This is a genomic window from Bacillus sp. ok061, assembly GCF_900108285.1.
GTDB classification, from domain to species: domain Bacteria; phylum Bacillota; class Bacilli; order Bacillales; family Bacillaceae_G; genus Bacillus_A; species Bacillus_A thuringiensis_S.
Genome location: NZ_FNUW01000019.1, coordinates 1 through 20,442 on the forward strand (window position 1 = coordinate 1; position 20,442 = coordinate 20,442).

Consider the following 20,442-nt stretch of genomic DNA (forward strand, 5'->3'; position numbering starts at 1 on the left):
CTGGACCTACTGGACCTACTGGACCTACCGGCCCTTCTGGACTTACAACATCTGGTTTATCCCAGTATGCTTATGTTTTCAATACAGCAGCTCAAGTTGTTGCCTTGGAAGCACCTATCCTTTTTAATTCACACGGTAGAATCACATCCGGTTTTACTCATACTCTTGGAACTTCTCAGATGACAGTTATTAATGCTGGAGATTATAAAATTTCTTTTTCTGTATCAGGAGTTGAACCTAATCAATTTGCCCTCTTTTTAAATGGGGCTCCCGTTACCAACTCCATTTATGGAGCAGGTGCAGGTACTCAACAAAACAATGGGCAAACAATTCTCACTTTAGCAGCAGGTGATATTCTTACCCTTAATAATCATACTTCCGCCGCTGCGGTTACTTTGCAGACTTTGGCAGGTGGAACACAAACAAATGTAAATGCTTCAATTACAATTGAAAAGTTAAATTAATTTAATCATTTATTTCTTGAAACTCTGGCAGTAAATAATCTGGATTGGATTCTTTTTTCAACAAGCAGTTAGCTTTTGCTAACTGCTCTTTTAATTAAAATAACGATTTTGTTGAAAATTTTATTTGTCTCTGTTCTTTAATGACAGGCTCCATAATTCCATGTAAGGCATACAATATTAAAAATTTACTCGTGAAAATCTGATTACGATTTTTTAGATTTTCTATATCTCATGAAACATTCACCTACCTTACTAAGGGTGCATATAAAAATGCACTCTTTTTATTTGTTGTTAAATAAGGATTTTGTTAATATTGAATAAAATTCAAGATTCTAGTAATACTAATTCACAATACAATTTGCTTCTTACCCAGATTGTATCTACTTGCTACTTGAGCAGTTAGTTTCGCTAGCTGCTCTTTTGTATTGGGATAATAATAAATCATTGTTCTTTTTTCTTTTTTACAACATATAATTCTAATCCAGACGTTTCGTTCACTGAGTTACCTCCTTTTCTAAAGAGCACTTGTGCATGGTGCTCTTTTTTAATTATTTTGATTTACAAAATAAAATTTTTATCAGGCTTTTCCCGCATAACATTTTCAATTTTGTTCATACTATAACTGTAACTTTTAAGTTACAAAACATTGTGGTAATGTTTTTGTTGGACAAGGAAGCAGTTAGCTTTTGCTAGCTGCTTTTCTGTGTACATACACTTTTTGTTAGTTAACACATATATTTAATTTGAGATCCTACTTAGTTCATAACCCGTTGAAAAAATTCAGAATTTATTAATGAACGCTCATTAAACTCAATAGGTTGTTCACTCCTCTAAAGGGCACTTGCGAAAGTGCTCTTTTTATGTGGAATAGCATTTTTTTAATATTAATCACATAAATTATTGAAGAACCCTATGATTCCAAGTGCTTAGGGTACTCCCATCAAATTCATTGTGCTAATTGACACCGTTAAAACGGTGTCTTTTTTCAAACACTTTTTAAAAATAAAGCTACAATGCATTTCTTCACCTAGAAATACAGCAGACATATATTATCGTGTAATTCACGCAATATTCTCAAGAGCTGCCACTTAAGTGCGCTTATAAAGCACTCTTTTTGTGTATATTTTCGTTTCAAATAACTATTTTGTTTAAATTTCTTTTACTTCTACTTCGCAATCATCATCTTCACTTATCACCTCGATATTAATAGCATCAAATATTCTCCAATCATCCTTAGAAACACCAATTGGAGGTTTTCCGCTTTCTAAAGGGATGCCATAACCTTCAATGCACTCATGGCCGAACCTAGCTCTATACTGTGCAATCATATCTGCGTGATCTTTAAAATCTTCAATACTGTAAAAGTTATTTTTAAAGTTTTCTAACCAACTTGCATTCATTTTATTTTCATCTAATTCAATAACAAATTTATCTACACGAGTTACTGTACACTCGAATTTTTTCATCACTCATTCCCCTTTACGAATAATCTTTTTTACATTACACATACTATCTACAAGTCACTTCCCATGACTACACTCTTTCAAAACGGAGCTTGTTCCTCCGGATTGTTTAGGCACTCGGCAGGTAACTTAGTCAACTACCTGCTATTTTCTATTCAAATAACGCTTTTGTTTAGTTTTCTGTTGAAGCAATGATACATGGATTTGTAATATTATCTCGCTTTATTACCCATTCGAATGACCTTAAAACACACGTTTCTCCACCTCTATGAATTACTGGTTCGATTGTAGCTACTCGTTGCTCTTCGTCCGGCAATTCATCAATGCTGATATGCATTTTGTCTTGCAAACTAACTTCTCCAACAAAATCTTCTTCAATTTCCTCCCGATCTATGAATTCCTCATAAAAGTTTTTCGCTTCTTCTTCGTTCTTTGCAGCTACCCAATCGTAATCATTCATTTTAAAAACTTTCATCATATCTATTCCCCTCCGTTTTTTATACAAAATTCAAATTTGATTTTTATCAAAATCTTCAATACCATGTAAAGTTTACGTAAAGATTGCTACGACTCGGCCTGTCCACCCCAGAAACGTTATATAATGAATTTGCAAACACCTGGTTTGCGCACAAGTACCTTTCTGTACGACATAACTCTTTTGCTAGGAGAAATCCTAGCCTTTTTTATTTGAGATCTAAAACACAGGATTCTCAGGCTTTATCACCATTTTCGCTCTAAATCGATAACCCTTACTTTTTAAGTAACCAACAAGTGTTAATGCGCTTTTCCCAAACCTTTCTGCAATTGCATCTACCGTGTACCCTTTTTCGAATAGATCTAAACTAATCCGTATTTCATCTTCAGTATAAGATGCCTGACTTTCTACAGGTCTCTCGAAGATCCCAAGCTCTTCCAGTTTTTTCTTTATTGCACTTTCTGTTCGCTGGAGACGTTTCGCGATATACAAATACGTATAACAATTCGCTTTGACCATACTTTTTAGTAATAATTCATCTTGTTTAGTCCAAGGCTCTCTCTCTTTTTTCCTTCTATACACATCCGCGTCACGTTTCTCTTTCATCCATTCTGGTTCAGGTCCTAAAATCCCATATTCAACCTTTGAAAAATCAACTACCTGCTTATGTCGTTTTAACCAACCCCAAAAGTCCTTATAGTAAACTACCTTTATTTTTTGAGTTTTTGCAAATAACTTTAGTCTTATAGGAAATGCGAATCTTTCATACCACGATTCGATTGTTTTATAACTTACTTGTAATACATCTGCTAGTTGGAGCACTGTAAGCCCATTGAAATGTAACCGTGGATCGCTTAACCCTATACGATTTGCTTTTAGTTTTATGGCATTTACAGTGCGATCTAACTTCTTCGCAATACTTTTAATGCTGTATGTCCCCCAGGAATCCTCCAGATACGCTATTTCTTCTTTTGTCCAAAGAATAACTTTCCCCACTATTTCGCCTCCTTTTAATATCCGGATGCCTGACGATCATGATTGATTTTATTTTTTTCGATATATGCGTTGTAAATTTCAATAGCCGAAAATCCAAGCGCTGCACCTAAGTAAGCCAAGTCATTCATCAAGGTCATGTAATGTGCTGCAGTCCATAATTTGTTTTCATATAAATCGTTAAACACATCGATAATTTCTGTTTTTGTATTTCCTTTGTTATTACGCACTACAAAGGCATCGATATATTTATTCCATTCACGTTCTAATCCAATCGATAAAGCAAAGTGAAGTGCATCAACAAATTCGTCTAATAACGGATTGTAGTACACCTTATCTTCTTCCATCATTTGACCCTTGTTACGTACGCCTTTTGTAATCGGCTTGTTATTTTCGCTCCAAAACTTATGACCACGCCACACATGAAGTAACTCACTTAGTTCATCACGAAATGATAATTTCTTTTCTTGAAACAATGGAACGTTTTGTAAACTACGTTTTTCCACAATCTTGTTATCAAGGTCTTTTTGAAGCTGAAATAAATGAGTGATGTTCATTGTTTTGCACGCTCCCCTTTTTTAAACAAATCTATAAAACTTCTCACCATTCTTTCTACACTGGCACCAGTTAAGTAATTAACAAAGGGTGCAGTTTCTGCGAATTTTAAAGAGTCCTTTTCAGGTATTCCTGCACAAATCAACTTTTCTTTTACGGCTTCAATAATTTTTACTCTTTTCTCGTTCTTACTATTGAACTGAGCCTCCACGACCTTTACAGCCTCATCCTTATAGCAATCATGCTTTTCCATGTAGTAATACACTTCTTTCCAGAACTTATTATCATCTTTTAAATTCTTAGTATCGTTTAATTGACGCACTATAACTCCTCCTTTACCCAATCGATATAACAGTTCGGCCTTTCTTCTCTTATAATTTTCATCGCTTGCATTTTGTTATCTGCGGTGACTAAATCTACATATGCTTTGTTACCCACAACAAATTTCACAGCATACAAGATATTCATCCTAGTACTACTAAACTTACGATTGTCGCTGCGATCATATAGGAAACTACGAATGCAATGAATTTCTTTCGTAAACTTTTATTCTTCTCACGTAATTCGTTATTTTCTTTCAATACACGCTTTGCGTAATTATCTTTCACTTTCACTTGTGATTTGTATAAATCAACTGCTAACTGCAAATCACGATTTTCTTGCATCACATCTTTTAACTGTTGCTCCGAATTGTCCAAATACATTACCGCCTTTCGTGGCTCCCCTTTTGCTACTTTCCTTTTTTGCTTAACCATTTCACGTTTTAATCTTTCCATCTTCCTATCACTTTTCCGATTTTCGTACCCCTTTCCTTGCTGTCTACCACCCACAATCGCACATCCTTCCTACAGCTTTTTATTTTCTTAAATGCTCTAAAAATAGTTCATTGAAATTCTCGTTTTCTAGTTCTTCTAATCGCTTTTGTACACGTTCTAAACGTACCGGACCCAAACCTAACACTTCTTTTACTGCACGTAATGCTAATGTTCGGCCATCTTTATACGATAAAAGGGATACTTGCTGCACTTCACCCCTGTGAAAACTTTGCTGCTCCCTTGTTTTCTTTCTCTCACGTTCACTCGCCCGGCGTTGTTGACGGTTCAAGGCGTTCATCGTCTTCCCTCCATTTTTTAAAGCAACTGCTGAATAGTAATTCTGCGTATGGATCTTGTGGTACTGGGTCTAGCACACCAGTCTTTTTATCTTTTCTTAATGAACTTACTACCCAAACCATGTTGTACGGTTCTCCAGCAATGCTTCCTACAATTCTTGCTGGCTTTACACGTGGTAATGCTGTTGCATGACGCTTTGTAAATAACGATTTACGCGGTCCCTCTCCTCTTCCCACATGCTATTCCTCCCTTTGTTTAAGCCAGGACTCAACACTCATTTTCTCGCCCCATCGATAACCTACACTTCCTTCTGCCTCAATTGGAACTGGAAATCCTGGTACTGGAGGTTGCTCCATAACTTGTTTAATTTGTTTTTCTGCTGCCACTACAATCTCCGGATCATCATCTATTTCAAAAATAATTTCATCGTGAATTTGTGCAATCATATCGGCACTGCCATGAGCAAGTACACCTTCTTGTTTACCGATAGATTCATAAATTTCATTTTGCACTTTCTTCATAATGTCAGCTGCACTACCTTGCACTGGCGTATTCGCTGCTTGTCTCTCAGCTGATCCACGATCTCTTCTATTCGCGCTGTTAATACTAGGCAGTAACCTCATATATCCATAAATCGTTTGCACATAACCTTGCTCCCGTGCTTCTAAAACAATCTTGCGCTGATACTCTGGTATGCGTTTGTACGCTGTTTTAACGGCATTCACAATCTGCGCACATTCATCTAATGTTTTACGAATCATGTACTTCGTTTTAAATGTGAACTGAAGAGCGTGTTCCGTTCCACCATAAGAGATTCCAAAGTTTCCTGCCTTTGCATCCGTACGTTCTTTCTTTACAATTTCATCTTCAGGTTTTCCAGTCATTACAGACGCTGTTCTACGATGCATATCCCCGCCTGTATTAAATAGCTCCGTCATGACCTCATCGCCTGATTTCCATGCCATTAAGCGAAGTTCGAACCCTGAGAAGTCAATGAAGAATAATATCTTTCCTGGTTTAGGTACAAAGAAGTTTCTTATCTTAAACTCATCATTATCTGGTCTCGGTACGTTTTGTCCGTTCGGATTAAAGCTGTTTAAGCGTCCTGTTTCTGTGAATGGACTGTACCCTGCATGGATCCGTCCACTCATAAAGTTCAAGTACTTTTCACGCCCTACGATGTGCGAAGAAAGTAATGTCGTGTATTTTTGGATTTTCTTCAGCTGATCGATAACCTCTAACGCTTGTTCCTTATAAGGATGTGGTTCGCGTTTTGCGATACGAATTGCTCCACGCTCTAACTTATCTAAGGTAGGGTCCTTGTCAGGATTGATATTTCCCCAATTTTCAGGTAATGGAATGCTGAGGTACTTTTCCTCATCGATATCGTTTAGCTTATTCTCAAGCATAAATGCCATATCGATAAGTGCCTCTTGATCAAGACTCGCACCTGTTTTTCCGTACTTAGCCACCGGTATTTTTAAGTAATCAAACATTAAGCTTTTCACTTCGTTCGTTTTACCTGATTTACCGGTATTTATATCAACATTGAACGTTTCTTTCGCGATTTGTTTAATACGTTCAGCAGCTTGTTCCTGCATAATTTCAGCCTCTTGTTTCTTTTGCGTTGCAAGGTTTGGATCCCAATTCATTCCCCAATACTCCATAAGACCGATAACACGTGTGAACGGCATTTCAATCTTGTGGAGCCATTCCTCATATTGCGGAATTTGCGAAGCGATTTGAGACCAATATTCATAATGCTGCAGTGCGTAATCCGCATCTTCAGCTGAGTAAAGTAGTCCTTCACCTTTACTCGCATCAATTTCATCAAAGAAATTCACCTTGTATTTCTTTAAAAGAGCTGAAAAGTCGTTCATTGTTACACCAAAAATCTCTTTCGTAGCAGGCTTTAATCCCCATCCGCTTGTAGGCTTTTTCGGATTGTTAATCTTTTGCGGTGCTACAATTTGTAAACACCGTACCCACATAATCAATGGATCTGCTACTTTTCCTAAAATGTATTTACCGTACTTCGCTGCGTATTTCGTTTCAAAAGATAAGTTAACCGCAATCTTTAGTACATTTTCATTTTTGAATAAGTACTCATCGAGTAAATCTAGCACAACTTTTCTAGCTTCACCTCTTTCCATACTTGGCTCAAATACTTGGCCAACTTTATGTGAGATTGGAACAACTCTTGACTCGTGTGCTGCCGCTGACAGCGATACCGTACAAATTTCACCTTTCCACGGATCCAATGGTGTCTTTAAATACGCTTTTTCTAAGCTCTCACTTCGGCTTTCCGCTTCTTTATCATCGATAATCCCTGTAGTACGTGCTTCTTCTATATCTTCAAACGCCTTTTTATAATGCACTCTAATTTCTTTACTTGCTGCAGTCTCCCAGTCGAATCCTACTTTACCTGTTTGTATACAACGTTCTAAGTATTTCTTTAACTCTGAGACTGTAAGAATCGCTTTATAATCTTTCACTTGCTGCGGTTCCACTTTTGGCCAAACAATATTGAATTGTCCCGGCTTTTTCTTTTTTTCCATCTCTACCGCTAACTTTGATTCTTTTACCGGTACCTGTTTTTTACTACTTGCTAATGTTTTAGGTCTTCCAAATAAACTTCCGAGTTTCATATTTTCACTTCCAGTCATATTTGTAGTGCTTGTCCATATAATTAGTAGTACTCATCTTGTATATGGTCAAAGAGTCCTTTCTTCATGCAATACGCAATGTATGCATTAAAGCGTGGCGTTTTTCGATAGCCACCACTTGTTAAAAGGATCATCCTCATTTTCGCTAATTGATTTACGATTGCTTTCGCTTCTTCTTTATCGATAGACAGCATTGCCTCAACATCACCAAGTCGTAAATACTTCTGCTGAGCGAACAGTTTGATAAACTCGTAGAATTTCATTTCGCCTGTTAACGTATCGATTTTCTTAAGATCTGCCGTAAACTTCTGGTATCTTTCTTCTGTCATTTCTTCCTCTTTTATTGCTAAACGAGCATAGTAATTTAAGCCGCAACCTGGAGCATTGTATAAAGCTTTTAAATACTCCCCTATAAACTCAACGTGTCCCGGCCAAACTTGAATTCTTTCACCTGATTCATCAACTGAATGTGTAAGTGCTGCAAGCGCTACTGCTAAACGAGCTACTTTATTCCGCTGATCTGAAGGAGAAACAAGTGGTATGTCATTCGCATTTCCATATACTTTCGCAAGGTCTGTCGCAACTTCCAGTACTTTATCAATCGTACCGTCTGTAAATAGCACGTCCTCTGGCTTACGTGACCAAGCATATAAGATGTTATTTTTCAAAGTATCCTTCTGTATAATCGATGGATACGTAGCAAGCGTTTGGTTGTACAACTCAGGATCCACATCACTCGCTCTCATAAAAACTGCAAAGTCAAAACGACGTATATCCTCGTTATTGAAAATATCTTTTAAACTTTCTGCGCCTTGAGAGTAATCAGCAAGTCGTTTCCCTTTCGGTACGTTCCCTGACATGATGGCACGTACTCTACAAGGTGTTTCAGCTGTTACAGCTCGTTTTACTTCCAGCTTCCCGTCAGAACGAGCAAGCGTCATTTCACCATAATCATCTTTCGTAATACCTGTATCTTCATCGATCCAAATCATTTCTTTATCAGCTAACGGCCACGCACCCCAAACGATGTACCATGCACCTTGAGCACCTGACTGTTCCATCTTGTACGTTAGACCTGTACGAGACGTACTTTCTGCATTCACTCGTGTTCCAAGTCCTGCATATTTCATTACTTTTTCAATGAGGGCGGACTTACCAGTACCTGTATCACCTACTATTTTTAATTCCACCCAACCACGTAACGGATTTAAATCCCACGGTACCTTAAAGCGAAGGACACTATGAAGTGTTAACAATACTGCAAGTAGCGTTTCATCGCGTTCTACGATGTGTGTTACGTTGTACGTTAAATCGTTACAAATAGCTTCTAACTTTTGTTCAATCGATTCTGCTGTATAATCTGCCGGCTGAAATGTTGCTAAATCTTCTTTCACTTGTTCATTTAGCTCAAAACTTTCAACCACATCCTGAAGCGGTACCGCACTCTTTACAAGTAGTGTTGACTCCTGATTCTTTGGATGTGGGTATACATAACCTGTTAATTCGTAGTACTTATTCTCACTTACGTTTAGTCCATTTACGGCGTACACTTTTCGTAGTACATAATTCCCTTTATGCTGCTCTTGCTTTTCGTCATCTTCTTCAGCCATCGGGATTACAAGCAATTCTTCAACGTTCATGTTTTCTAAAATATCGGTATTGTATTTCGGACAATTTGGTATGCCTGATATTTCTCGTAAAATACCTTTTATATTATCGTCACCTACACCTGTCATTTGGATAACTTCCCGATCACTTACGCCCAGGTCTTTGTATCCTGTATGCGTATGGATGTCGTATAGAGGGCAATGTACTTTTTTACAACTTTCCCTGCCCCAGCAATGGTACTCAATGTTTTTTGGAATGATGTAAGGCGTATGCTTTTTCCCTGCAACCATGACACGTGTTTTTACAAGCTTTCCAGTAAGATCCGCATTGCCTGTCTCTGCTAGATGAAGTAACTTTGCAGTTTCTTCTTCCTCAGCGTTCTTCTTAATGCAGTGACACATATCACCGGCACATGCTACTCGTTCATAATCTTTGCTGCCTGGCTTCTTTTCACCATGTAGTGAACGAATAAACGCACAACCAAATTTGTATGTATTATCACCGCTGTATACTGCGTCAACAACACTTCTCGTATTTGCTACACGTTGTTGCTTACCATACTCATTATCCTCAGAAGTGAACTTAAGTACCCACTCCTCTAGTTCTTTCAACGTTTCTTCTCTCGTGTAGCCAGCGTCTTTGAAGTAACATGCAAGCTGTACTGTTGCTTGGTTTCGGTCACCGTCTTTTTTCCAGCCACCATTTAAAATATCGACGACACATGCCGGTGGTTTGTCTTTCTTAAATTGGAATTCTTCTTTCGTATACTTACGAGCACTCGTTGCCGCTGCTTGTTCGTATTCTTCTGTCTTATTTATTAGTAAATACCCCGTACGAGGTCTGTATTTCATTGCCTTTTTACGTTCTTCTGCCGTATAAGGTAGATCGTCAGCGTGTCTTGGCGATTTCGCTAAATCTTTAATTTCTTCCAACTTTAATTTGTTTAATTCATTTACACTAATTTCTGTTTTAAATAGGTTCGTTTTTTGATGCATACTGTTCGGTAAACGAATCATCCGCTTTTCTGTATACACCACAAGGTCTAGTGACGTGAGTCCTAGTCTATGTACTAAGTACCCAGCCATATGTTTGAAGATTTTATGAAGGTCGTTTCTCGGTTCAATACCGAGCGCATCGGAGCTTATTAAGATGTGGAATCCTTTTGATCCAGAAAAGTAAATCCACATGTCCGATTCACGAATGTCCATCTCTTTCGTAAAAAATTCCACCAGCTTTATTGCATCTTTTTGGCTGACTGATGGGTCTTCCGCATGGTCAAGGTCAAAATATAGGGGAGCAATAAATGCCTCCCCCTTTACTTTTGTGTCGTTCGCAAATCGTTGAACTGTAGCAAAGCAATTGAAATTGAATGCCTCTCCCGTTTGGAATTGCTTCACTTCAGAGGAAGGGATTCGTTTCCACGGAATGCTTCTACCGTTCTGATTGCTGTACCATGCGTCTACATATTGATATTCACTTGTTTTATCTTTCTTTTTTGCCATTTGTAGACGCCCTCCTTAATTATTCTGAAGCTTTTTCTGCTTGTTCTGTTTCTTCTACGTTAATTCCGTAATCTTCTGGTTTAAATACACCAACAGGTTGGAAGTCGATACCGATCCATTGGTTACTAGCATTTGTACGACTCTTTCTTTCAGCTGTTACAAGACGTGTAACAATTCTGTTTACCCCAAGTTTTGACGGGATTTCTAAAGCTTTATATTTCCCTGTATACACATTCATCGCAAAACGACCGAAAATAATTGTGTCTGTTGGGCTAAAGCTCATTAAGTAGATACGAGGGAAGTCGTCCGGGCTTAATGTTGATACTGGTACCACTGATGCCATATAACGAAGCTGAATAGCGTCTAACTCGTATCTTTCTTGTGCTTGTGGGTTCTCAGCTAGCCACTGATTTAACACTATCTCTGCTTCTTCTTTTGTTCTCTCAGCTACAATTAATTGTCCAGCCTCCGGTGATTCTTCTAATCCCCATACAGACCAACGTTGCTCACCGTATCCGATTACTACATCAATATTGTCACCATACGATACGTTCTCATCGTCTTTCTCAACAAAATTACCTTTCTTAGTAACTGTTAACCACTCGCCCATACGGACGAAATCCATATCGAGACCGTTATTCGCTTCAACAAACCCCTGCTTTGTTTCTTCTAAAATTGCTGTAATATAATTGCTTCCATCATTTCTTTTCGCCACCGCGTTATTTTGTACCACTACTTCATTTTGATTTGTCTCTTGTGTCATTATTTTTTCCTCCTGCGCCCTTGTAGGCCATGTTTTTTCCAAGCTTTTCGTTTTGCTTGGCTTTTCTTTTTTCGATAGGTTACTTGTCTTCTACGCTTCGCGCGTTTCGTTTCAAGTCGTTGAACCTCTTCTAAAAATGGCTGTGCTTCCCTTGCTGTCGCTATTAACCCCTCACCAATACCTTGAACTACAGTCTTCATAGCATTCCAAACTTTACTAGCCGTATCTACAATTACCTGAAATGCTTTCTCTGCCCGTTCTTTATCTACCGGATCCACTTACTTCACCTCTTTCGCTGAAGCAATCAATTCTGTGATTTCATAAAGCGCACCCACATATTCGTACTTTTCCATCGTTATCACCCCTTTCACCAAGGCATATCATTTAAGAAATCAGCCACTGTATCGCGTTCTGTTTTCGGCTTTCTTGGTACTGTTAACCCGATTCTGCTGTATACTTTCCTACGGCTGTGGTACTGGTCCTTAAATACTCCAACATTGTAGTCAACGTAATCGAACCAGTATGCTTCTTTATCCGGATTGTTTCGATCAGGACGCATAATACGTCCAATTTCTTGCTCTACCGATGAGCCGCTATTGCTCTCCCGTGAATCACCACGTTTCGGCATTACCATGTGACCAACTGCTAAATGCTGCATGTCCAGTCCTTCACGAGCTAACTGAGTAGCAAATAAAATGTCTACTTCTTTTCGGTCGCACGCTTCTAAAATGTCTTTACGTTTTTGCTTTGTTACTTGCCAATCACGGATTTCCTTTTCTGAATACTGTGCAACCTTTACCTGCCAACCGTACTTACCTTGCTTTTTATCTACCGCATGACCACTATCGATAAGCTGCTGTGCATGTTTTTCATTTTTTGCTTTTCTCCAGGTGTAGCGACTAATACCTCCGTGTACTACAGCGGTATTAATCTGTTTCCCGTAATACGTATCTCCGTAACGTTCTTTCAATAATTTTTGTACGAGTTGTTGTAAGACAAAACAGTACCGGACAGATTCCGTAATAACTATCGCAGGTCCTAATGGATAATGTTCTACGATACTTTCAGCAACTAATTTGGCACGCTTCTTATCTGAAATAAGGTGACGAATTAGGTCTGTATAATCGAGATCTTCTCCACCAGCATCTACACTATCAATCTCGTTACGGTTACTTGCCGTCTCGTAATTGAACTCGGTATATACGAATTTCACTGCCGGTTTTATCAGTCTCCCAGCTTCATACATTCCGTTTCTGCTAATCTCGTACACTTTCGGACCTACACCGTTGTACATATAGATTTCCAATCCATCTTTTCGAGAAGGTGTTGCAGTTAGTCCAATCATATTTTCAGCTGTTAACTTCCCAGCCGTTTCAATGAATTGTATTGCCGGAAAATGATGGGCTTCATCCACTACTACCGTCCCAATAAAATCGTTTAGTGCATCAATTAAACGTGGATTTCGCTGCAAAGTTTGCACTGTAGCAACAATTAGTTTACCGTCTCCCCAATCATGTACACCGTCACCGAAAAAGCCGATACGACCGATACCAGACATTGTAGCCTTAGCTCGCTTTGCGGATTGATACATTAAGTCTTTTGTATGCGTAAGCCATAATGCTGCTTTACCCTTTTCGTAAATGTAGCGCATGCCCATTACGGTTTTACCTGAACCAGCCGGTGCTACACCTATTCCGTTTTCTTGCATAAGTGCTTCAACCATCGGTGTCTGGTCCTCTTTTAATACAAACCCGTCATCCCATTCCCCGAAACTAACATCTCGGCCATATGAAATCTGTGAGGTAATAACTTTACTTGGGTCGTAACCTAAGTTTTTCAGTACCTCTTCTAGCTTTGACAAGAAACCTCGAGGCGTAACAATATCGCCTCTGTCATGTACAAACAATTCAAGTTTTGCTTGTACGCCCCATGTAGGTCTACGTTGTTTTTTTGCTTTCAAATACGCTGGATTATCAAATGTTAGCGCCTTAGTAATTGCTGCCTTAAGAGGTGTACTAGCACCTCTTATTCGGATGTTGTGTTTTACAAAGATTTGTAGCAAGTGAGCACCTCCGATAGATCGTAAGAAGGTTCATGGTATGTAAGTCTTGGAAGTGGTAAACAGGGAACCGTCTGACTTTGAAATTCTTCAAGTTTTATATGGTTCACGTTTCTTTTTTTCATATGAATAAGAGCTGTAATAAGTCTGAACGCATAAGCCTCATCAAGCCCTTTGCTATCATTTAGAAAACTGATAAACACTAAACCTAAATTTCTATCAATAATTTGATCAAAATCTCGTAGCCCGAGAATCTGATTCGGTCTCATATAATCTAGTGAAAATCTACGACTCTCTGTACGTTTCATTTCAGCTAATATATTTACTTCAGGTGTTATTACAATCTCGTCACCTGGACGAGTTGCACCTGCACCATCTGCAATTCTCATACGCCATACATTCGGAATTTCTCTCCAGCTTCTTCTGATTTCCGCTTGGAAATCATCCCCACGTTGCTGACGTTCACGCTGTTTATTTCTCATTGCTGTTTGTTTTGGATCCATAGCAACCTCCTATGCCAAAAACTTCAGTAGATTCGCTTGTACATAAGCTTTTGCTTTTACAAGATCCGCTGATTCTTTAGCTGTTTCCCAAGCGTCTTTTGCTGCAGATAGACCAATATCTATCGCATTTAATTCCGCCTCAACCGTAGACAGTTCTTCTCTTTCACTCTTTGAATATTGACGGCGATAAGCATCACGCATTTTATCATTTCCTAAAATAACTTTCTGATTATCAATAATTACATATTGGCTTTTACCTTCATGCTGTATTGCCATAAAAGCTTCAGCTTCTTTTAACTTGACCTGTGTATCAAGTTTAGTTTTTTGTTTTAGTAACTTAATTTTTTCACCATAAGCTTCTTCACGTGCCTTACCTTTTTCAAGAACATCCTGTACTGCAGCATCAATTTGTTGTAAGGATGCTTGTAATTCAAGTGGATTTAAAACTCGAACATAGTCAGTCGGTACTTTCTTACCTAAAATTTTTGTTGCCGCTGCAAGTAGCTTTTCTTTCCCATGCTCCTCTTGTAAACTACGAATTTGATTATTTAATTCAGTCATTTTCTGGTCCCACCTCACATTGAATTTTTGGTAGTTCTACTACTAACTTTTTAAGCGTCACGTGCTCTTTAACAATTGAGTCAATTGTTATGTTCATCGTTTCTACTCGATCATGTTCCTCTTTGTTGTAACCAGCTACGCTTATCATCAGCGGTGAAAACTCTACTACCACAGCATTCCAATCATGTTTATTATTGCTATAGTTAGGGCGTCCAAATGGGTTACCACTTGTGACCTGTACCGCCGTACCTTCGCCTAGTTCGTTCTCATCAAACTGCGGTTTGTTTACAATCATGCTCGTAATCCCTCCTTTGCTTCCGCTATTTTCGTTAACGCTATTTCTACTACATCAGGATTAATACAATCTGTCTTGGCAATGCTTTCAACAATCGTATTAATATCAACTAGCACATCTTCTCCCGTTTCTGTTTGAATTAATGAAGCAAACTCCTCCATTGCGTAGGCACGCTTCTTCTCCGCTTCAATCCGGCTACGATCCAGTACTTCTTCACCAGGTTTTGCACTTTGAAGTGGGATCCGTTCTAAGTCAAAAACTCCTGGTGATTTTACATCAATAAGAAGTACTTGTATCGGTCTATTAATCTCAGCTTCCGAAGCCGATAAACGTGTGATACTACCGATATTCGCAAACACTTTTCCATCCGAACGATTATAAATACCGAAACCTGTATGGTCATGTCCACACAAAACCAAATCCGCATCTGTTTTTACATCTTGTACTTTTGTGTACCGATCAAAAGGTGGATCATGATCAAGTAACATACCGTGAGCTACATGTATTTTAGTTGACTCATAATCTTCAGTAACTTCTGGTGAATAACCATAACCAGCTTTATCAATTTGATCACTGTACGGTGTAAATGTTAACTGGACGTGATTACCGTCTTGGTGAAACATATGAGCTTGCCCAGGATCATTAATGACTGTAAGATGCGGGACGATTAACTCCAGTACTCTAAGGCTTGTTCGTTCATACGTTGCAAGATTGTAGCCGTAAATATCGTGATTACCAGCTGTTGTATAAATTGGAACTGGACTCTCTTTCAATACCTTTGCGAATTCTAGTAACACGCTTGTCGTAACCTCAGGCCTATCAAACGTATCTCCAGGTTGTATAATTGCTGTCACACCTTTGTATTTAGCTAGTGCGAAAATCTCACGGAACTTCGCAATTAAAGCCTCTTTGTAGTTATCCTTACGATTACGAGGGTTTGTACCTCGTATATGTGGATCACCGAAATATAGAAACTTCATACTCTCACCTCTGCTTTTTCGTGCTTCGCGTAACGTTGTATCTAAAGTAATTCCACCTTCAACAATGTGGTGCATCAGTGAAGGTTACTTGATTCTTTTTTCTTGATAACTTGTTTTGTGATTTCACCTGTCTCAGCATCTAACGTCAAATCATCTTTACCGTTAACACCCAATTCAGAATGAATGTCAGCCCATACTGCATCGTGCCATTCCTCTAATCCTTTTGTTGCATTTTCTAATTTCTTTTTATATTTTTCTTTAATTGGTTCAAGTTCAGCCTTTAATTCCTTAGCTACAACTTCCTTAGTAGCTTCCGTTTCTTTACGAATTCTACGTAACTCGCGTACTTGTTCTTCAGTTGCTTTACCTACAACTTCCTCTGTCACTTCTACACCTGCTACCGTTGCAGCTAATTCTTTTACTAAGCACTTAATACACATATCCAAATCTCCCTTTCTATAAAGCAGTTACTATGCTTTTTCCTTGTTTTTGAGTCACACCAAGTGCTACGTCACCTATCTCAGCTAAATGAGTACTGTGCGTAATTAAAATGATTTGACGTTTAAATTTCGTACTATACTCCTTCAAGAAATACGCCACATTTGGTGCGTATTCTTGACTCACGTGCTTTCCAACCTCATCTAAGAATAACGGTCCTCTTACACCACTAATCTCCCCTACGGCCAATCTGAGCGCTAAACTAACTACGTCCGCTACACCACCGCCGCGATCATAATCAGGCGGCTTTAATTGCGTTCTTACATCTTCAGACTGTAACCAGTACTCTGCTACTGGTTGATTACCTTTTACGGCAATTTCAATTTCGAATCTGTAGTCTTTATCGAAAACAACTGTAAGAGCTGACGTAACAATTTCTTCTATACGACGTTTTGCTTGCTGCCTTGCATAATCACTTGTCTTTTGAAGAAGAATCTGTACTAAATCAAACTCCCCAAGTTGCTCCTCAGCTTTTGCTTTTCTTGCTTCTGCGCTTTTTTGTTGCTTAACTAACAAATCTCGTTGACCAATTTTCATTTTCAATTTATCGCTTACCTGACGAATATCCGCTCTCGCTTTTAGAAGCTCGTACATAAAAGCAGCCTCCTTATACCTGTGGGATGAGTCGTTCTACATGCTCCAGGTTTTCTTTAACTGATGTATCAAGCTTATTGATTTCTTCCTGGATCGTTTCAGGCGATACCCCGTACTGCGCCATTTGTTCAGCGATTTCCGTTAATTGCTTTTCAGCTGAAGACTTTTCCGCCTCTGCTTGGATTTTTGCTGTTTCTGCTTTCTTTAAATTTGCTTTTGCAATTTCAATACGTTGTTTTAATTCCATTACTCATTTCCCCCTTCAAGTTGTTTTGATAGTAAATTTTGTAGCTCTGATTCAAGGAACTTTTCTTTATCTTTTAAGTGCCCAATTATGACATAGCGAATAACTGTATCCAGTTCTTTACGATTTACCATATTTAATTTGTGAATACTGTGATAAACATGATGCCTACGAAGATCTATTTCAAATTGACCTTCCCCACTTTCTAGCGCAGCTAACGTTGACCGCACTTCAGAAAGTGCTGTATTTAAACGTCCAACGGTATTAACGTACTCATCAATTTCTTTTGTATTTACCAACACTAATCACTCCTCAATGAGAATGTTCAAAAGACATCGGCGATTCACATAGCGGACAAACTCCACCAGCCTCGTTCCATGTCTCTTCCAATTCCTTTGTGTAATTTTCAATGTGCTTTTCATATAGTTCCAACGTGCTTGTACTATGACGTACTCTTTGATGCCAGATCATATAGTTTCGTAACAACTCTTTTAATTCAGCTAAATGAGTAACATTGTTCTCAGCATTTGCAATCTGTATTACCACTTCTCTCGGAACATTTAAATGTTCCGCACGACTTTTCCAGCTCATATAATAATTTTGTATATTCTGGTATTTTTGTAAGAGCACACTCATTTGACTTAGTTGTGTAATACTTGTTTCGCATTCTTGTAGTTGATCTGACGCATTACCAGGTACAGATAATCTTTCTACATCCTTACTAGTTTTTTCGTAGCGTTGTTTAACCACGCTATGTTGTACATAGAGTTTCTTTAACTCATCCATTTTCTTTACTTCCTCTTCAATCACAGCTACATTAATGTTTTCAATTACAGTTAACCTCTCGACCTGTAATTGAGCTTCTTGTAATACTTGACTATACTTCTTATAGTTTTGTGATAAGATAGAAAGCAAAGAATATATTTCTTCAGATTTAGTAGAATCTTGTAACAAGTTACTTACTTCTACCAATCCATCAAATTGTTTTAATGTTTCAGTCAATGTCTTCTTGGCGGTGGACAGTGACTCGTATCTTTTTTGTAAGTCCAGTAGTGTTTGCAGACGCTGCTGGTCTTTTTCTGTTTCTTCAAGTATTTGAATAAGAACCGGCACTTTTGAAAGTCTCTCATCCTCAACAAACGCTACATGGAATTTTTCAAATGCTATCTGTTGTTGAGTTTGTAGTTGCTGCAGTACATCTTTCTTTTTATGCAATTCCTCCACGTGCTCCATCAGACTTTCAGCTGTTTTTAACTGCTGTACTTTATCATCCACATCCAAGTACTCGAGTAAGTTACCTGCTAATCTCTCAATTTCTTTTTCAGCTAGTAACCTCTCTTGTCTTGCTGCGTATGTATCTTTTGAAACACTTTTTACCGCGAGATCGACAGCTTCAGTTCCTGCTAACTTACCTAGAACTTTCGCACCCGATGATGGTGTTTCACTTATTAAGAACGGCGCTTCAAGCTGGAATGCAAAGTTTAAAGCAGTAACAAAATCCCCAAATGTTTGCTTTGTGATACCGAGTAATTGTTTTACTTCTTCCGGTACCTCTGACTTCTCAAATACACTTCCTGCATCGCCTGAATCCGTTTGGATTCTGTACGATGTTTTTCCTTTTCTACGGTGCTTTGAAATAATAATGCCGTTATCCATGTGAATCGCTACAGTAGCCTGTCCCACTGATTCGTTTACGAAAGCCTCACCTTGAGGTTCGTTAAATGCTACCCAGCGAACTGCTCGTATAATGGATGTTTTACCACTATCTGATGGTCCAGTAATTACATTCAGTCCGTTTCCTAAATTAAAATGGCTATTTGTATGTGACTGGAAACCTTCTACGAAAATCTCGTTAATGTTGGCCAACACGTTCACTCCTTTCCGTTAGCTTTAACATGGTGTTTACCGCTTGTTCTTCTGAGCCATTCTTGAAGTAATTTTTACTTTCGCAACATACAGCTTTTACGTCTTTTGCTTTTACTAATCGAGTCGCATAAGTCACGTACCGTTGCATGTGTATCACCTCCTTTCAATTTTTTAACTTGCCTTTACTTCTGTTTTTTTCTTTCTTGTGACCGTTACTTTAACACCTAAATATTTTTCGTATACTTCTTGAAATAGAACTTCCTTTTTCTCTGTACCGTAGTACTCGTTACCAAGACGTAAGTTTAACTTTTTCACCACACTGCTCAGCCCCCTACAGTTTTATCTACGTATTGAGGATAGTGTTCTAAAAATTTTTCTTTGGAAGGAAACCCCATCTCAAATGATTGTCTAACCTCTTTTTTACTGGCGTTTTGCAAGTAAGTGGGTAAATAAAAATGTTCCATAGGGAACCCAAGTACAATTGCGATTTGCAAGGCTAATTTTCCTCCCGGATCGCGTCTACCAGTCTCTAAATCTGCAATATGTCCAGGAGTCACACCAACCTTATCTGCTAGAGCCACCTGTGACATACGTTTTTTACCACGTAAATCTGCTAGCCAAGTCCTTTTCACATGTCCACCTCCAGACAACTTTTGATGTTTTTTATTATACTGGCGTTTTGCAAGTGAGTAAAGTGGTATTTCAACTTTTTTATAAACCTCCATCCTCTTCTACTTGCAATATGCACGTATTTACCATTGTGTAATTGTGCAATAAAGTGGTATCTTATAAGTATCAAAACACATAAAACAAAAAACGTTTTATATATTTTTATAAAATTTATAAAAATAAAACTAAGAATAAATAAAAAACAAGAATTTAACGGGGGTAAAAAGTATGGATATAGGAACTCAATTAAAATTCTTACGAAATAGACGCGGTTGGACAATGCAAGAAGTAGCAGATCGTATTGGTAAAAATGATTCTACGTATAGTGGATATGAGACAAATAAAAGAAAACCAAACGCTCAGGTTCTTGTACAGTTAGCAGACATATTTGATACTACTACAGACTTCATCTTAGGAAGAACAGAAAATCCAAACGGTCTTAACTTTAATGTAAAAGACTTTTTAGATCAAGGCAGACTTCATTCTGATGGGGTAGAAATTACGGATGAGCAAGCTGAAATCGCTAATGTTCTATTAAGACAACTCCTACAAAGAAAGCAGCAATAAGTAAA

27 protein-coding genes and 1 pseudogene are annotated in these 20,442 nt (G+C 38.3%); 2 read left to right on the forward strand and 26 right to left on the reverse strand.

Going from position 1 to position 20,442, the window contains the following annotated elements:
* Positions 1-464: pseudogene (locus C4S65_RS21965) on the forward strand (collagen-like protein); the annotation flags it as partial.
* Positions 465-1,612: 1,148 nt separating this feature from the next.
* On the opposite strand, the gene C4S65_RS21970 reads toward C4S65_RS21965, so the two are convergent.
* The 26 genes from C4S65_RS21970 to C4S65_RS22080 all read right to left on the reverse strand — a co-directional run bounded on the left by C4S65_RS21970 (position 1,613) and on the right by C4S65_RS22080 (position 19,833).
* Complete coding sequence (locus C4S65_RS21970; protein ID WP_078204469.1) at positions 1,613-1,930, reverse strand: hypothetical protein; 318 nt, start codon at positions 1,928-1,930, stop codon at positions 1,613-1,615.
* Between the two features lie 169 nt (positions 1,931-2,099).
* The gene (locus tag C4S65_RS21975; RefSeq protein WP_103945431.1) at positions 2,100-2,405 is read right to left on the reverse strand and encodes a hypothetical protein; all 306 of its coding nucleotides are present in this window, start codon (positions 2,403-2,405) and stop codon (positions 2,100-2,102) included.
* Positions 2,406-2,621: 216 nt separating this feature from the next.
* Positions 2,622-3,398 (reverse strand): hypothetical protein, encoded by a 777-nt coding sequence (locus C4S65_RS21980; RefSeq protein WP_103945432.1) that lies wholly within the window; start codon positions 3,396-3,398, stop codon positions 2,622-2,624.
* Between the two features lie 14 nt (positions 3,399-3,412).
* Positions 3,413-3,952 carry a dUTP diphosphatase gene (locus tag C4S65_RS21985; protein ID WP_103945433.1) on the reverse strand — a complete coding sequence of 180 codons (540 nt, stop codon included), beginning with the start codon at positions 3,950-3,952 and terminating at the stop codon, positions 3,413-3,415.
* Complete coding sequence (locus C4S65_RS21990) at positions 3,949-4,272, reverse strand: hypothetical protein (protein WP_142391567.1); 324 nt, start codon at positions 4,270-4,272, stop codon at positions 3,949-3,951. The genes C4S65_RS21985 and C4S65_RS21990 overlap by 4 nt, the downstream gene beginning before the upstream one ends.
* Complete coding sequence (locus C4S65_RS34560; protein WP_219814119.1) at positions 4,272-4,409, reverse strand: hypothetical protein; 138 nt, start codon at positions 4,407-4,409, stop codon at positions 4,272-4,274. The genes C4S65_RS21990 and C4S65_RS34560 overlap by 1 nt, the downstream gene beginning before the upstream one ends.
* A gap of 5 nt (positions 4,410-4,414) precedes the next feature.
* The gene (locus C4S65_RS21995) at positions 4,415-4,780 is read right to left on the reverse strand and encodes a hypothetical protein (RefSeq protein WP_142391568.1); all 366 of its coding nucleotides are present in this window, start codon (positions 4,778-4,780) and stop codon (positions 4,415-4,417) included.
* Positions 4,781-4,805: 25 nt separating this feature from the next.
* Positions 4,806-5,063, reverse strand: coding sequence for a hypothetical protein (locus C4S65_RS22000; protein ID WP_103945434.1), 258 nt, complete (start codon positions 5,061-5,063; stop codon positions 4,806-4,808).
* The gene (locus tag C4S65_RS22005; RefSeq protein WP_000532406.1) at positions 5,026-5,298 is read right to left on the reverse strand and encodes a hypothetical protein; all 273 of its coding nucleotides are present in this window, start codon (positions 5,296-5,298) and stop codon (positions 5,026-5,028) included. The genes C4S65_RS22000 and C4S65_RS22005 overlap by 38 nt, the downstream gene beginning before the upstream one ends.
* Before the next feature lie 3 nt (positions 5,299-5,301).
* Positions 5,302-7,728: a bifunctional 3'-5' exonuclease/DNA polymerase gene (locus tag C4S65_RS22010; RefSeq protein ID WP_142391569.1), complete on the reverse strand. Its 2,427-nt coding sequence runs from the start codon at positions 7,726-7,728 to the stop codon at positions 5,302-5,304.
* Positions 7,729-7,751: 23 nt separating this feature from the next.
* Positions 7,752-10,838 carry a DNA primase small subunit domain-containing protein gene (locus tag C4S65_RS22015; protein WP_103945436.1) on the reverse strand — a complete coding sequence of 1,029 codons (3,087 nt, stop codon included), beginning with the start codon at positions 10,836-10,838 and terminating at the stop codon, positions 7,752-7,754.
* A gap of 19 nt (positions 10,839-10,857) precedes the next feature.
* Positions 10,858-11,601 (reverse strand): hypothetical protein, encoded by a 744-nt coding sequence (locus C4S65_RS22020; RefSeq protein WP_063675333.1) that lies wholly within the window; start codon positions 11,599-11,601, stop codon positions 10,858-10,860.
* Positions 11,601-11,879, reverse strand: coding sequence for a hypothetical protein (locus tag C4S65_RS22025; RefSeq protein ID WP_103945438.1), 279 nt, complete (start codon positions 11,877-11,879; stop codon positions 11,601-11,603). The genes C4S65_RS22020 and C4S65_RS22025 overlap by 1 nt, the downstream gene beginning before the upstream one ends.
* Positions 11,880-11,968: 89 nt before the next feature.
* The gene (locus tag C4S65_RS22030; RefSeq protein ID WP_142391573.1) at positions 11,969-13,561 is read right to left on the reverse strand and encodes a DEAD/DEAH box helicase family protein; all 1,593 of its coding nucleotides are present in this window, start codon (positions 13,559-13,561) and stop codon (positions 11,969-11,971) included.
* An 83-nt stretch (positions 13,562-13,644) separates the two neighbouring features.
* Positions 13,645-14,163 (reverse strand): hypothetical protein, encoded by a 519-nt coding sequence (locus tag C4S65_RS22035; RefSeq protein WP_000371313.1) that lies wholly within the window; start codon positions 14,161-14,163, stop codon positions 13,645-13,647.
* 9 nt (positions 14,164-14,172) lie between these two features.
* The gene (locus C4S65_RS22040; protein WP_061684585.1) at positions 14,173-14,724 is read right to left on the reverse strand and encodes a hypothetical protein; all 552 of its coding nucleotides are present in this window, start codon (positions 14,722-14,724) and stop codon (positions 14,173-14,175) included.
* Positions 14,717-15,019: a hypothetical protein gene (locus C4S65_RS22045; protein WP_042597771.1), complete on the reverse strand. Its 303-nt coding sequence runs from the start codon at positions 15,017-15,019 to the stop codon at positions 14,717-14,719. Before C4S65_RS22045 ends, C4S65_RS22040 begins: the two co-directional genes overlap by 8 nt.
* Entirely contained in the window at positions 15,016-16,074 is a 1,059-nt protein-coding gene (locus tag C4S65_RS22050; RefSeq protein ID WP_142391570.1) for a metallophosphoesterase, read from the reverse strand. Before C4S65_RS22050 ends, C4S65_RS22045 begins: the two co-directional genes overlap by 4 nt.
* On the reverse strand, positions 16,074-16,439 hold the full coding sequence (locus C4S65_RS22055; protein ID WP_103945440.1) for a hypothetical protein: 366 nt from the start codon (positions 16,437-16,439) through the stop codon (positions 16,074-16,076). Before C4S65_RS22055 ends, C4S65_RS22050 begins: the two co-directional genes overlap by 1 nt.
* Positions 16,440-16,455: 16 nt before the next feature.
* Positions 16,456-17,091 carry a chromosome partitioning protein ParA gene (locus C4S65_RS22060; protein WP_079245389.1) on the reverse strand — a complete coding sequence of 212 codons (636 nt, stop codon included), beginning with the start codon at positions 17,089-17,091 and terminating at the stop codon, positions 16,456-16,458.
* 13 nt (positions 17,092-17,104) lie between these two features.
* Positions 17,105-17,338, reverse strand: a complete 234-nt coding sequence (locus C4S65_RS22065) for a hypothetical protein (protein ID WP_098564221.1) — start codon at positions 17,336-17,338, stop codon at positions 17,105-17,107.
* On the reverse strand, positions 17,338-17,634 hold the full coding sequence (locus tag C4S65_RS22070) for a hypothetical protein (RefSeq protein WP_071714771.1): 297 nt from the start codon (positions 17,632-17,634) through the stop codon (positions 17,338-17,340). Before C4S65_RS22070 ends, C4S65_RS22065 begins: the two co-directional genes overlap by 1 nt.
* Positions 17,635-17,647: 13 nt before the next feature.
* Entirely contained in the window at positions 17,648-19,204 is a 1,557-nt protein-coding gene (locus C4S65_RS22075; RefSeq protein WP_103945441.1) for an AAA family ATPase, read from the reverse strand.
* Positions 19,188-19,349: a hypothetical protein gene (locus tag C4S65_RS34565; RefSeq protein WP_001190219.1), complete on the reverse strand. Its 162-nt coding sequence runs from the start codon at positions 19,347-19,349 to the stop codon at positions 19,188-19,190. Before C4S65_RS34565 ends, C4S65_RS22075 begins: the two co-directional genes overlap by 17 nt.
* Before the next feature lie 23 nt (positions 19,350-19,372).
* Positions 19,373-19,519, reverse strand: coding sequence for a hypothetical protein (locus tag C4S65_RS34570; RefSeq protein WP_000239434.1), 147 nt, complete (start codon positions 19,517-19,519; stop codon positions 19,373-19,375).
* A 5-nt stretch (positions 19,520-19,524) separates the two neighbouring features.
* Positions 19,525-19,833, reverse strand: a complete 309-nt coding sequence (locus C4S65_RS22080) for a helix-turn-helix transcriptional regulator (protein WP_258043878.1) — start codon at positions 19,831-19,833, stop codon at positions 19,525-19,527.
* Positions 19,834-20,098: 265 nt separating this feature from the next.
* Here C4S65_RS22080 and C4S65_RS22085 point away from each other — a divergent pair, with 265 nt between their 5' ends.
* Complete coding sequence (locus C4S65_RS22085; protein ID WP_103945442.1) at positions 20,099-20,437, forward strand: helix-turn-helix transcriptional regulator; 339 nt, start codon at positions 20,099-20,101, stop codon at positions 20,435-20,437.
* Positions 20,438-20,442 lie beyond the last annotated feature (5 nt).

Excerpts from the sequence above, each read along its gene's own strand:
- C4S65_RS21970 (WP_078204469.1), bottom strand. The coding sequence starts at position 1,930 with ATGAAAAAATTCGAGTGTACAGTAACTCGTGTAGATAAATTTGTTATT.
- C4S65_RS21975 (WP_103945431.1), bottom strand. The coding sequence starts at position 2,405 with ATGATGAAAGTTTTTAAAATGAATGATTACGATTGGGTAGCTGCAAAG.
- C4S65_RS21985 (WP_103945433.1), bottom strand. The coding sequence starts at position 3,952 with ATGAACATCACTCATTTATTTCAGCTTCAAAAAGACCTTGATAACAAG.
- C4S65_RS22000 (WP_103945434.1), bottom strand. The coding sequence starts at position 5,063 with ATGAACGCCTTGAACCGTCAACAACGCCGGGCGAGTGAACGTGAGAGA.
- C4S65_RS22010 (WP_142391569.1), bottom strand. The coding sequence starts at position 7,728 with ATGACTGGAAGTGAAAATATGAAACTCGGAAGTTTATTTGGAAGACCT.
- C4S65_RS22015 (WP_103945436.1), bottom strand. The coding sequence starts at position 10,838 with ATGGCAAAAAAGAAAGATAAAACAAGTGAATATCAATATGTAGACGCA.
- C4S65_RS22020 (WP_063675333.1), bottom strand. The coding sequence starts at position 11,601 with ATGACACAAGAGACAAATCAAAATGAAGTAGTGGTACAAAATAACGCG.
- C4S65_RS22035 (WP_000371313.1), bottom strand. The coding sequence starts at position 14,163 with ATGGATCCAAAACAAACAGCAATGAGAAATAAACAGCGTGAACGTCAG.
- C4S65_RS22040 (WP_061684585.1), bottom strand. The coding sequence starts at position 14,724 with ATGACTGAATTAAATAATCAAATTCGTAGTTTACAAGAGGAGCATGGG.
- C4S65_RS22045 (WP_042597771.1), bottom strand. The coding sequence starts at position 15,019 with ATGATTGTAAACAAACCGCAGTTTGATGAGAACGAACTAGGCGAAGGT.
- C4S65_RS22050 (WP_142391570.1), bottom strand. The coding sequence starts at position 16,074 with ATGCACCACATTGTTGAAGGTGGAATTACTTTAGATACAACGTTACGC.
- C4S65_RS22055 (WP_103945440.1), bottom strand. The coding sequence starts at position 16,439 with ATGTGTATTAAGTGCTTAGTAAAAGAATTAGCTGCAACGGTAGCAGGT.
- C4S65_RS22060 (WP_079245389.1), bottom strand. The coding sequence starts at position 17,091 with ATGTACGAGCTTCTAAAAGCGAGAGCGGATATTCGTCAGGTAAGCGAT.
- C4S65_RS22065 (WP_098564221.1), bottom strand. The coding sequence starts at position 17,338 with ATGGAATTAAAACAACGTATTGAAATTGCAAAAGCAAATTTAAAGAAA.
- C4S65_RS34565 (WP_001190219.1), bottom strand. The coding sequence starts at position 19,349 with ATGCAACGGTACGTGACTTATGCGACTCGATTAGTAAAAGCAAAAGAC.
- C4S65_RS22085 (WP_103945442.1), top strand. The coding sequence starts at position 20,099 with ATGGATATAGGAACTCAATTAAAATTCTTACGAAATAGACGCGGTTGG.